Annotated in this window: 11 protein-coding genes; 4 read left to right on the top strand and 7 right to left on the bottom strand. The window is 60.5% G+C overall.

Going from position 1 to position 11,922, the window contains the following annotated elements:
* Positions 1 to 16 precede the first annotated feature (16 nt).
* The 4 genes from AB8B31_RS21285 to AB8B31_RS21300 all read right to left on the bottom strand — a co-directional run bounded on the left by AB8B31_RS21285 (position 17) and on the right by AB8B31_RS21300 (position 4,943).
* Positions 17 to 1,075: a dipeptidase gene (locus AB8B31_RS21285; protein ID WP_131605704.1), complete on the bottom strand. Its 1,059-nt coding sequence runs from the start codon at positions 1,073 to 1,075 to the stop codon at positions 17 to 19.
* A gap of 267 nt (positions 1,076 to 1,342) precedes the next feature.
* Positions 1,343 to 2,368, bottom strand: coding sequence for an ABC transporter permease (locus AB8B31_RS21290; protein WP_018244091.1), 1,026 nt, complete (start codon positions 2,366 to 2,368; stop codon positions 1,343 to 1,345).
* A gap of 34 nt (positions 2,369 to 2,402) precedes the next feature.
* A complete protein-coding gene (locus AB8B31_RS21295; RefSeq protein WP_028733608.1) occupies positions 2,403 to 3,944 on the bottom strand; it encodes a sugar ABC transporter ATP-binding protein in 1,542 nt (513 codons plus the stop codon).
* 69 nt (positions 3,945 to 4,013) lie between these two features.
* Positions 4,014 to 4,943 (bottom strand): sugar ABC transporter substrate-binding protein, encoded by a 930-nt coding sequence (locus AB8B31_RS21300; protein WP_018244093.1) that lies wholly within the window; start codon positions 4,941 to 4,943, stop codon positions 4,014 to 4,016.
* Between the two features lie 374 nt (positions 4,944 to 5,317).
* Between AB8B31_RS21300 and AB8B31_RS21305 the strand changes: the two genes are divergently transcribed.
* Entirely contained in the window at positions 5,318 to 5,815 is a 498-nt protein-coding gene (locus tag AB8B31_RS21305) for a DUF1993 domain-containing protein (RefSeq protein WP_131605705.1), read from the top strand.
* 28 nt (positions 5,816 to 5,843) lie between these two features.
* Here the strand turns inward: AB8B31_RS21305 and AB8B31_RS21310 are convergent, their stop codons facing one another.
* Both AB8B31_RS21310 and galE read right to left on the bottom strand, forming a co-directional pair.
* Complete coding sequence (locus AB8B31_RS21310; protein WP_131605706.1) at positions 5,844 to 7,388, bottom strand: alkaline phosphatase family protein; 1,545 nt, start codon at positions 7,386 to 7,388, stop codon at positions 5,844 to 5,846.
* A complete protein-coding gene (galE, locus tag AB8B31_RS21315; protein WP_018517028.1) occupies positions 7,366 to 8,349 on the bottom strand; it encodes a UDP-glucose 4-epimerase GalE in 984 nt (327 codons plus the stop codon). The genes AB8B31_RS21310 and galE overlap by 23 nt, the downstream gene beginning before the upstream one ends.
* A gap of 246 nt (positions 8,350 to 8,595) precedes the next feature.
* On the opposite strand from galE, the gene AB8B31_RS21320 reads away from it, so the two are divergent.
* Together AB8B31_RS21320 and AB8B31_RS21325 are read left to right on the top strand one after the other, a co-directional pair.
* The gene (locus AB8B31_RS21320) at positions 8,596 to 9,240 is read left to right on the top strand and encodes a ThuA domain-containing protein (protein ID WP_028734124.1); all 645 of its coding nucleotides are present in this window, start codon (positions 8,596 to 8,598) and stop codon (positions 9,238 to 9,240) included.
* Between the two features lie 161 nt (positions 9,241 to 9,401).
* Positions 9,402 to 9,971 carry a GNAT family N-acetyltransferase gene (locus AB8B31_RS21325; protein ID WP_131605707.1) on the top strand — a complete coding sequence of 190 codons (570 nt, stop codon included), beginning with the start codon at positions 9,402 to 9,404 and terminating at the stop codon, positions 9,969 to 9,971.
* A 34-nt stretch (positions 9,972 to 10,005) separates the two neighbouring features.
* On the opposite strand, the gene AB8B31_RS21330 is transcribed toward AB8B31_RS21325, so the two are convergent.
* Complete coding sequence (locus AB8B31_RS21330; protein WP_018448355.1) at positions 10,006 to 10,260, bottom strand: DUF2934 domain-containing protein; 255 nt, start codon at positions 10,258 to 10,260, stop codon at positions 10,006 to 10,008.
* A gap of 198 nt (positions 10,261 to 10,458) precedes the next feature.
* Between AB8B31_RS21330 and AB8B31_RS21335 the strand changes: the two genes are divergently transcribed.
* The gene (locus AB8B31_RS21335; protein WP_131605708.1) at positions 10,459 to 11,895 is read left to right on the top strand and encodes a DUF6880 family protein; all 1,437 of its coding nucleotides are present in this window, start codon (positions 10,459 to 10,461) and stop codon (positions 11,893 to 11,895) included.
* The last annotated feature ends 27 nt before the right edge of the window (positions 11,896 to 11,922 follow it).

Here is an 11,922-nt window from a genome sequence, read left to right on the forward strand (position 1 = left end):
TTGGATTAGGAAAGGCTTAGGCGCGGTCCTCCCGCCAAGCTTGGGCCAGAATGCGAAGCCAGTTTTCACGGGCAAGTTTTGCGAGGTCGGCATCAGCATAGCCAACCTCTCTGAGAGCGGCAATCAGCTTCTGATTGCCGGCTGCATCACCGATTTCCTCAGGAATGGTGGCCCCGTCGAAGTCCGATCCGAGCGCCACGCAATCGATGCCGATGCGGTTCACGAGATAGTCGATATGGCGGATCATGTCGGCAAGCGGCGTATCGCTGTCCGAGCGGCCGTCGGCACGCAGCATGGCGGTGGCATAATTGATGCCGACGAGCCCGCGGCTTTCGCGGATCGCATCGAGCTGCCTGTCTGTCAGGTTGCGCGCGACCGGCGTCAGGGCGTGGGCATTGGAATGAGTGGCGACCAACGGCTGATCCGTCGTCTTCGCCACGTCCCAGAAACCCTTCTCGGTGATATGAGCAAGGTCGATCAGGACGCCGAGGCGATTGCATTCCCTGACCAGCGCGAAGCCGGCATCGGTCAGGCCGGGCGCCGTGTCCGGCGACATTGGGAAGGCGAAGGGCACGCCGTGACCGAAGACATTGTGCCGGCTCCAGACCGGCCCGAGCGACCGCAGCCCCGCCGCGTAGAATACCTCGAGCGCCGAGAGATCGGCGCCGATCGCCTCGCAACCTTCCATATGCAAGACGGCGGCAAAAATGTTATCCGCCATGGCGCCGCGGATATCTTTCACCGTCCGGCAGAGCCGCCAGGCGCCAGCTTGGTCGAGCCGCAGCGCGATCGCCGCCATTTCATTGGCGATGGCAAGGGAAGGCAGCGGATCAAGAGGTGCCGCCATCGGCGTGATATAGCGACCGTTAGCATCCGGATCGGCAAAGACGAGATCGCCCGAGGGAATGTAGATGGCGCAGAGACCGCCCGAAAGACCGCCCTCTCTGGCGCGACGCGCATCGATATGGCCGACCGTCGTGCCGTCTGCGAATTCCGCGATCGGGTCGCTGCCGTCTTTTGAATGTGTCCAGAGTCGAAGGAGAACGTCGTTGTGACCGTCAAATACGAATTGCATCTGTCTTCCTGCGCTGCCCGAGCGGGCGAATGAAGCGGCAGAATAGAAAAGCTGACGGAATTCGCCACCTCTTTTTTTAAAAATCCGTCATCGACGCTGGAACAGGATGATTTTCGGCCAGTTCGGCTTAAAATCTGAATGCTCTTCTAAGTTAAATAGTTAGAGCGTGATGTCGTCCGAAAACCGCTCACATTCTTCGGCATCATGCTCTCAAAACGGAACGGGGGCCGAGGCCCCCGCAAAACTATCGGATCACGCTGCCGGAAATTAGTGCTTGCGGCGTTTCTTCTGTCTGTAGACGTCGATGACAACAGCCGCGACGATGATGAGGCCCTTGACGATCTCCTGGTAGTAGGCGTCGATCCTGAGGAAGGTGAAGCCGGAGGTCATGACGCCGAGAATGATGGTGCCGATGACTGTGCCGGTGATGCGCCCGACACCGCCGGTGAGCGAGGTGCCGCCGATGACGGTCGCGGCGATCGCGTCAAGTTCATATCCGACACCCATGCTGGCCTGTGCGGTTTCCGCACGTGCCGCAGTGACGATACCGGCAAGGCCGGCAAGCAATCCCGCAATCACATAGACCTTGACGAGATGAGCCTCGATGTTGATGCCGGAAACACGCGCGGCCTGCGGATTCGCGCCGATGGCATAGGTGAACTTGCCGTAGCGGGTGTAGCGCAGCGCGATATGAAAGATCAGTGCAACGACCAGGAAGACGACAACCGGCCAGGCTTTCGTTCCGATGAAATGAAACTGCTCGGTGATTCCGGAAACCGGCTGTCCCTTCGTATACCACTTCGCCACGCCTCTGGCCGAAACGAACATGCCAAGTGTGGCAATGAACGGCGGGATCTTGGTGTAGGCGATGAGCGCGCCGTTCGCGAGGCCGGCCGCCGCCCCGATCAGCAGACCGACGACGATGGGCACGAAAGCCGGCAGGTCGGTCAGCGAGGGAAAGACGGCCCGTCCCCAGGTCGAGGACTGGGCAAAGCTCGTTGCGATCATCGCCGTCATGCCGACGACCGAACCCGACGAAAGGTCGATGCCGCCGGTGATGATGACCTGCGTGACGCCGACGGCGATGATGCCGATGACGGAGACCTGCAGGATCATGATCGTCAGACGCTGCGAATTCATCAGGAAGCTTTGGCCGATGAACATCCAGCCGAGCACTTCGTAGATGAGTGCGATGCCGACGAGCACGAGGAAAATGCTGAGTTCCGTCGGTATGCGCCGCCGCCTTTGCCGGGTTGCGAGCGGAGCCGCGCTCTCTGCTGCCTTGGTAGTCATGTCAAACCTCCCTTGGACGATCGCCGTCGACGCATCACTGCGCAGCCAGCTCCATCACCTTTATCTGCGTTGCTTCGTCGCGATTGAGGAAACCGGTCACGCGTCCCTCGTGCATGACCATGATGCGGTCGCTCATGCCGAGAACCTCGGGCATCTCGGACGAGATCATCACCACCGCCACGCCGTTTCGCGCCATCTCCACGACCAACCGGTGGATTTCCGCCTTGGCGCCGACATCGATGCCGCGCGTCGGCTCGTCAAGGATGAGGATGCGCGGATTGGTGAGCAGCCAGCGGCCGATCAGCACCTTCTGTTGATTGCCGCCCGAAAGATTTTCCACCCGCTCGTAAAGATTGGGCGTTTTCACGCGCAGCTTTTTTGCCATGTCTTCGCAGGTTGCCTCGACTGCGCCCTGCTGCACGAAGCCGCCCTTGACGTATCTGTCCTGCAGAACGGCGATCTGCATGTTCTCGAGAATATCGAGGATCAACAGGCAGCCGGTATCTTTCCGGTCTTCGGTCAGGAACGCCATGCGATTGCGGATGGCCTCGGTCGGCGAAGAAATGGTCACCGGCTTGCCGTAGAGCTCGATCGAGCCGGAACTTGCCGGCGTCACGCCAAACAGCGTTTCAGCGACGTTCGACCGGCCGGAGCCGACCAGGCCGGCCACACCGAGGATTTCGCCGGCCCTGACCTCGAAGGAGACGTTCTTGAAAACGCCGTTGAGACACAGATCCTTGACGGAGAGCACGACCTCGCCGATCGGCACCTCTTCCTTGGGAAACATCTGGGTGATCTCGCGCCCGACCATCATCCGGATGATGTCGTCGCGGGTGACGTCGGTTGAGGCATGCGTGCCGATATATCGGCCGTCGCGGAAGACGGAAAACTCGTCGGCAATCTCGAAGAGCTCGTTCATCTTGTGGGTGATGTAGACGATACCGATGCCTTGGGCCCTGAGGTCGCGGATGATACGGAAAAGATGCTCGACCTCGCGCTCCGTCAGCGCCGAAGTCGGCTCGTCCATGATCAACACGTCGGAATTATAGGAAACCGCCTTGGCGATCTCGACCATCTGCCGGTTGGCGACAGACAGGAACCGGACCTCGATATCAGGATCAATTGCGATATTGAGCCGGGTAAACAACTCCTCGGTCATGCGGTGCATCACGCCGTGATCGATGAAACCGAGGCGGTTCTTCGGTTCGCGGCGAATCCAGATATTTTCGGCAACCGTCATGAACGGCATCAGGTTCAGTTCCTGATGGATCATGGCAATGCCGTTCTCCAGCGCGTCGAGCGGAGATTTCAGCTGGATTTCGATCCCCTTCAGGCGAATATCGCCCTTGTCGGGCGTGTAGATACCGGCGAGGATCTTCATCAACGTCGATTTGCCGGCGCCGTTTTCGCCCATCAGCGCATGCACGGAGGCGCGCTTCAGTCGGAACTGCACGTCGTCGAGGGCGACGACACCGGGAAATTCCTTGCGGACACCCTCGGCGCTCAAGAGATATTCCGCATTCGGAACTGCGCCGCTCGCGCGCACGGCGGCCATGGTTGTCGGGCTGACGGCCATATCATCTCCTCCGGATACGGGTAGGCGAAAAGGATGCGGGCTTTGCCCGCATCCTGCTTGGCCTTCCCCTCAGTTCTTGGTGACGAAGTCCTTGACGTTGGCAGGCGTCACGAGCTGGAAGGGAATGTAGACCTTCTTGTCGATCTTTTCGCCCTTGGCGAGCTTGAGCGCTGCATCGAGCGAGCCCTTGCCCTGGCCGGCGGCATCCTGGAACACCGTGACGTCGAGATCACCCGCCTGCATGGCGGCAAGCGCGTCCTGCGTGGCGTCGACACCGCCGACGACAACCTTGGTCATATCCTTGCCGGCCGCCTTCAGCGCCTGGATGGCGCCAATCGCCATTTCGTCGTTGTTGGAGATCACGGCGTCGAATTCGATGCCGCTGGAGAGCCAGTTGGTCATCAGGTCGGCGCCCTGGGTGCGGTCCCAGTTCGCCGTCTGCTCTTCGACGATCTCCAGGCCCTTGCATTCATCCGTCTTGATGACGTCGTGGACGTCCTGGGTCCGCATGCGCGCAGCCTGGTTGGAGAGCTCGCCCATGATCACGACGGCCTTGCCCTTGCCGCCGAGAATGCGGCAGATTTCCTTGGTTTCCAGCGTGCCGGATTCCTGCTCGTTGGAAGCGACGAAGGCCTGCTTGTCCGGCAGCGTGTCGACGTTGACCGGCTGACGGTTGACGTAAACCAGCGGAATGCCGGCATCGGCCGCGAGCTTCGACATTGCCGTGGTTGCATCGGTATCGACAGGGTTGACGATGATTGCATCGACCTTGGAGGCGATGAAATTCTGGATCTGGCTCTGCTGCTTGGAAACGTCGTTCTGTGCGTCTTCGACCTGCAGCGTCACACCGCTGAGTGTCTTTGCATAATCGGTCATGCCGTTGCGCAGAACCGTCAGGAAATTGTCGTCGAATTTCGCCATCGAGACGCCGACAGTTTCCGCGTGAGCCGCCGTCGACATGACGAGCGCCATCGCAGTGCCCAGGATAAACTTTTTCATTTTACTTCCTCCACAAAGCGGTGCCCGGCTGCACCCTCCTCACGCCGGAGCCCCAGGCATTTGCTCTGAAGCCGCAATTCCCCGCGCCACCTCTCCCGCGGCGCTCCACAAAAACGGAACAAACAAACCGTCAAATCCGCTCTGCGGAATATTCATTCCATTTTCTGGGAGCGGCGTCAAGTATCTTTAGCGGCGTCAAGATATGGATGAGAGCGCAATGCCATGCGGGCTTCAGGACCGAGGCCCGCATTGTCGGTGTTGTGAAAGACGAAACGAGCATCCATCTATGCAGGGTCGAAGACAGGCTCACGGCCGCAGACGCCTTCGACCTCTCGCCGCGACCCAATCATTTGAAGATTTTGGAGACAGGACAGATGTCCATTTCGATGTATCGCCTCACCGTTCCGATGTTCCAGCGCGGTCTCGCCAGCCTGAAAACCTACCTCGACAAGGCCGAAGCCTATGCGAAGGAAAAGAATATTGATCCCCTCATATTGGTCACCGCTCGCCTTGCGCCCGACATGCTGCCGCTCTCCGGCCAGTATCAGCGCGCCAGCGACACCGCCAAATTTGCGCTCGCCCGCCTGACGGCGACCGACGCCCCGAAGTTCGAGGATAACGAAACGACGTTCGACGACCTGCGTGAGCGCCTGGCAAAGACCGAAGCCTATCTCGCCGGCTTCTCGGCGGAAGCACTGGAAGGCACGCAAACCCGCCAGATCACCCTGCCGGGAAAGAGTGGTATCGTGCTGCCGGGCGACGAATACATCGCCACCTTCGCCCTGCCGAACTTCTACTTCCACGTCGCGACGGCCCACGCCATCCTGCGTAGCCAGGGTGCTCCGATCGGCAAGCGCGATTATCTCGGCTGAACCCTAGTTCGGCTCGGCTAGACTAACATCAGGGCCGGTGGGTCACCGGCCCTCTTTCCGTCAGTTCGGTATAAGCGAGCGTCTGATCGAGATGCCGTGCTCGGAGCGACAGCAGCTTCTCGGCATAGTCGAGCCTTATCGCCGCATAGGCCGGATCCGCCGCGACATTGTCGAGCTCCATCGGATCATCGGCAAGATTAAAGAGGAGCGGCGGCAATGCGGTAAAATGCACATATTTGAACCGCGCGTCGCGGATCACCGCGAGATTGCATTCATTGGACCGCAGCCGGAAATGCCGCTCGGCCTCGCCATGCGCAATGTCGCGGAAATCGAACTCCCAGAATGCCGCGTCCCGCCAGTTCTGTCCGCTGCCACCCTTGACAAACGGCATGAGCGACCGGCCATCGAGCCCGTTCTTCGCGTCGACGCCGAGCCTTTGGCAAAGTGTCGGAAAAATATCGGCAGCGCTGGTGAATTTGTCGACGACCCCACCCGCAGCACTGCTTGCGGGATCGCGAATGACAAGCGGAATATGGTAGCTGCCGTCGAAGTAACCGCCCTTGCCGAGCGTCCAGTGATCGCCCGCCATCTCGGCGTGGTCGGAGGTGAAGACAACAAGCGTATCGTCCCAGGCATCCGCATCCTTGAGGGCCTGCCAGATACGGCCGAGCTGCGCATCGACCTCTGATATCATGCCGTAATAGATCGCCCGGATCGCAGCGAAATCCTCACCGTTCCAGTCGCTGAGCGGCCCCGTTGCACCGTGAATGAAGCTGCCCTTGTCGGAGCGTGGCATGGCATAGGCGAGGTAGGGATGACCGTCCTGTTCGGCTTCGCAGTTTGCCGTGCGTGTAAAAACCGGTCCGTCCCCCGGCTTGAACATTCGGTTGAACGGCTCCGGCACGGAGAACGGCGGATGCGGACGCAAGAAAGAGACATGCGCAAACCACGGCCTGTCCTGTTCGCCCACCCAGCGAATGAACTCGCCGGCCAGGAAAGCCGTCTGGGTCTCGTCGCGCGAATAGGCCGGCGCTGCATCTGAGATTTCTCCCGCTTCCGCACCGACGGGAATGTGAATATCGCGGCTGACGGCATCGGCATGGCCGCGGGACCGTAGCCAGGAGAGCCATTGTCTTTCGTGCTCGGGCAGAAGCTGGCGGGCCGTAAAACCCGGCAGCACGCCTTCGTAGGTCGTCAGATGCGGATCGCCGGCATCCATCCCGCGCGGATCGGGCGCCGTATCCGTGTAACCGAACAGCGTCGGGTCATATCCCGCCCGCCGGGCGGCCAGCGCCAGATTGTCAAAGCGGGCATCGAGCGGCGAACCGTTACGGCAGACGCGGTGGTTCATTTGATAGAGGCCGGTATAGAGCGTGGCCCGCGCCGGCGAGCAGGGTGCCGCGCCGGCATAGTGCCGCCGGAAGAGCGTGCCTTCCCGCGCCAGCGCATCGACACCAGGCGTCTTTACACAGGCGTGACCGACGGCTGACAGGCAATCGCCGCGCCACTGATCCGCCGTGATCAGCAGGACGTTCGGCCGGCGCGCCTTCTCAATGCTGGTTGGATTTTGCATGCCAATCCCAGGCGGAGCGGATGATCTCAGACAGATCATACTGCGGCACCCAGCCGAGCACGTCGCGCGCCTTGTCGTTATTGGCGACCAGCGTGTGCGAATCGCCTTCGCGCCGGCCGATATATTCGACCGGGAAAGGCCGGTTCGACACTTCTTCGATCGCGCCGAGCAATTCCTTCACCGTCGTGCCGGTGCCGGTGCCGAGGTTGAGCGCAACGGAATCGCCGCCCTTCAGCAGATATTCGACGGCGCGCACATGCGCATCGGCGAGATCCAGCACATGGATATAGTCGCGCACACAGGTGCCGTCGCGTGTCTCGTAATCGCTGCCGAACACCTTGAAGCCTTGGCGGCGGCCGAGTGCCGCGTCGATCGCCAGGGGTATCGCATGCGTTTCCGGCTGGTGCCATTCGCCGATCCGGCCCTCAAAATCGGCGCCGGCCGCATTGAAATAGCGCAGCACCACCGAGCGCAGGCTCCTGTACTGGTCGTAATCGGCAAGCGCCTGTTCGACGATATATTTCGTTCGCCCGTAGGGATTGATCGGCACCTGCCGATGCGTCTCGTCGAGCGGCACGCTCTGCGGCAGGCCGTAGGTCGCGCAGGTCGAGGAGAAGACGAAGGCATTGATGCCGGCCGCCTGTGCCGCCGAAAGCAGCGTCAACGTGCCGATCACATTGTTCTCGTAGAAGGAAACCGGATCCTTGACCGATTCGCCGACCTCGATCAGCGCCGCGAAATGCAGGATCGCCGCCGGCTTGTGCTTGGCCAGCACCTCATCCAGCCGGGCGCGATCGCGAATATCGCCCTCTTCGGCCGGCCCCCATCTGACAAACTCGCGATGACCGTTCGAAAAATTGTCGAAGACGACAGGCCTATAGCCCTTGTTCGCCAGGTCGAGGCACGTATGCGAGCCGATATAGCCGGCGCCGCCGACGACAAGAACCGTTTCACCTGCCATACACCACCCTATTGTTCACGAGAGATGGGAGAAGCCTAAACGAGATACACGTCAATAAAAAGAAGGAACTGCGATCGGCACAAACGGACAATACGTCAAATGCCGAAGCCGCCCGTCCGGGCGATGTGTGCCGGACCCGCAATATTCATGAATTATTCGCGTGATTTGCATAACCGCGCGATCTAAGGGGCTTCTACCACCATGTGATGATCAACGGTCTGCAGCCATCAGGCAGGGAGAGCGCGAATGAGGAAGGCATTGGTCGTTTGGGGCGGCTGGCAAGGTCATGAACCGGAGCAATGCGCTCATATCGTCGCCGACCTTCTGCGCGAGGACGATTTTGCGGTCGAGGTAACCGGCGATCTCGGCATTTTCGGATCTCCGACGCTGGCGAAGGCCGATCTGCTGGTGCCCATCATTACCGGCGAAACGCTCGAAAAGCCTCATGCTAGCGCCCTCGTCGAAGCGGTGCGCGGCGGACTGGGGCTTGCCGGCCATCACGGTGCACTCGCCACGTCCTTCAAGGAAAGCGCCCCTTTCCGTTATGTCTCCGGCGTCACCTGGGTCGCCCATCCCGGCAATATCATCGACTTCCGCGTCGCCGTCACCCGCCAGGACGATCCCGTCATGGAGGGCATTCCCGACTTCGACTATCGTTCGGAGCAATATTATCTCCACTATGATCCCACAGTCGAAATCCTTGCGACCACCACCTTCACCGGCGCCTACGATCCGGCAGCCCGCAATGTCGTGATGCCCGTCGCCTTCAAGCGCCATTTCGGTGCCGGCCGCATCTTCTATTCCGCCCTCGGCCATGTCGCAGCCGAATTCGACCATCCCTACATGCCCCTCATCCTGCGACGTGGCCTGAGCTGGGCCGCACGCCAGTAGCGGCAGGACGAGCCGCCCGCCCGCGAATGCCAATCGGCGGCGATAGCCAAACGACATCGGCCGCTAAAGAATGAGCACCTCAAGCTGGAGGGCCGCGCCGGCTGATCGGCCGGCACGGGCGACCGCTTGCCGATCGTCCGCCCGCGCCATAATTTGCCCGGATGCAGGAACGCTTCTCTTTCTTCCCCGCCACCGCCGACCGCCTGGCCGATATCGAAGCGGTCTTCGACGATTGCGCAGGCGGTCGGAATTGCCGCTGCGCCTACTGGTATCGTCCGAATGCCGACTACAAGGCGGAATGGGGCGAGGGAAATCGCAATTGGTTCCGAAGCCTCGTCGCCGAACGGCGTGCACCCGGCATTCTCGGCTATCATGAGAACGAGCCGGCCGGATGGTGCGGTGTCGCGCCACGCGCCGTATTCGATCGGCTGCGCCGCTCAAAACCCTTTGCGCCGGTGGATGACAAGCCGGTCTGGTCGATCAATTGCTTCATCGTCCGCAAGCCGTTCCGGCGGCAGGGTCTGTCGCGATTGTTATTGAAACACGCCGTCGAATTCGCAAGCGCGAACGGCGCCGAATGTGTCGAAGCCTACCCTGTCGATCAGGCAGCCCGTGCTTCGAACGGAGCCGAGCTCTATCCGGGAACGCTGTCGATGTTTCTGGATGCCGGTTTCGTCGAGGTGGCAAGACGCCTGCCGGCAAGGCCGATCGTCCGCCTGGAATGCCGCTGAATATTTCGGCAACCCAGGGATTGAAAAATACGGCCTAGCGAGCCGCCTTGATCTGCCGGTCGTTCTCAACGGCGGGCGCCGCCTCGTCATAGATCCGCATCAGCCGCCCGGCTGCCTTCAGCTTCTCGATGAGATCGTTTCCATCAGGCGAGGCCTTCGTCAGCTCCAGCTGCTCGAACTCCCTCAGCGCCTGCGCCCAATGGCTTTCCCCACGCCCATCCGGCCTGCCTTCCGATTCCCATAGTGAATAAGCGCGCTGGCTGACCCAGGCGTCTTTATTATGACTCATAATCAACCCCAGCGAGAAATTTGGAAGCAATATTCGACAGGCAACAAGGTGCCAAAACCGGCTTTAGGAGTCGTTACGAGGCAGCGTTAGTTTTTAGCTAATAGCGAGGCACAGAGGATTATCCCTGTGCACATTCCCGGACCTTGGCCTCGTACCGCCTGCAGGGTAGGGTCATCGCAGAAACGATAGCGATGACCGATGGCAGCCAAGACAACACTCAATGCGAAGAATCTTGAATCCCTTGGTGCGCAGCGCCTTGCCGAGCTGCTGGTCGAGATCAGCATGGGCAGTGCTGCCCACAAGCGACGGCTTCGAATGGAGCTTGCCGGCAATCACGGCAGCGCCGAGGTGGCGCGTGAGGTGCGAAAACGGCTTGCCAGCATCGCCCGGGCTCGAACCCTCATCAACTGGCGCAAAGTGAAGGCGCTGAAGAGCGACCTGGAAACGCAGCGCAAGACGATCACAGAGACGGTTGCCGCCGATGATCCCCAGGAGGCTTTCGAACTGATATGGCAGTTCCTCGCCCTGGCGAATTCGATCTTTGAGAGATCCAACGAGAGCAGCGGTTCTGTCATCCAAAGTTTTCATCAGGCTTGCGAGGATGCTGCCGCAATCGCCGCGTCCGCCAGGATCGACGCCAATGTCCTGGCCGAGAAGGTGTTCAAAGCCGTGCAAGACGATGGTTACGGCCAGTATGACAACCTGATTGCGGCGATGGCGCCAGCTCTCGGCAAGGATGGTCTCGATTGCCTGAAAACCCTCTTCATCCAATGGTCCAAGGAGCCGAAAGACAAGCCGGCGGAGGACAAGCGCGAGATCATCGGCTGGGGCAGCGCGGGCCCCCTTTACGAAGATGAGATCGACGGCACTCAGCGAGATCTGACGGTGCGCATAGCCTTGCAGGAAATTGCCGACGCCCAGGGCGATGTTGATGCCTACATTGGCCAACACCCCGAGGACGCGCGCAAGGCGCCGATGATAGCTGCCGACATCGCCAATCGTCTGCTCTCGGCCGGTCGGGCGAAGGAAGCGCTTGAGACGTTGGATGAGGCCGACAGGAGAGGCTGGGCCGACATGCCATTCGAATGGCAGCGCGCGCGCGTCGAGACGCTCGAGGCCCTGGGGCGTGCAGCGGAGGCACAGACCTATAGATGGACATGTTTCGAGCAGTCGCTGCATGGCGAGCACCTCAAGGCTTTCCTCAAGCGGCTGCCTGATTTCGACGATCTTGAGGCCGAGGAGAAGGCATTTGTCCATGCCCGGGCTTTTCCTGACGTCCACCAGGCACTTGCGTTTTTTCTCAATTGGCCGACGCCTGCCGAGGCGGCAAAACTTGTAGTGAGCAGGAAGGCGGAACTGGATGGCAATCTCTATGAGCTGATGACGCTGGCAGCCGAAGCTCTGGCGGAGAAACATCCGCTCGCGGCAACCATTGCCTTGCGCTCCATGATCGATTTCGCGCTCGATAGCGGCCGGTCCGGCCGCTATAAGCATGCGGCGAGGCATCTGGCGGACTGTGCATCCTTTGCGCCTCATATCGATGACTTCGGCAACACCAGGTCCCATGACCACTATGTCGCGGAACTGAAACGTCGGCACGGCAAGAAGCATGGCTTCTGGAGCCTGGCGACCTAAGTCGCTTCAGATATCTCACCTTCGGAG

This window comes from Rhizobium sp. 62_C5_N11_2 (assembly GCF_051811185.1).
Classification (GTDB): domain Bacteria; phylum Pseudomonadota; class Alphaproteobacteria; order Rhizobiales; family Rhizobiaceae; genus Rhizobium; species Rhizobium leguminosarum.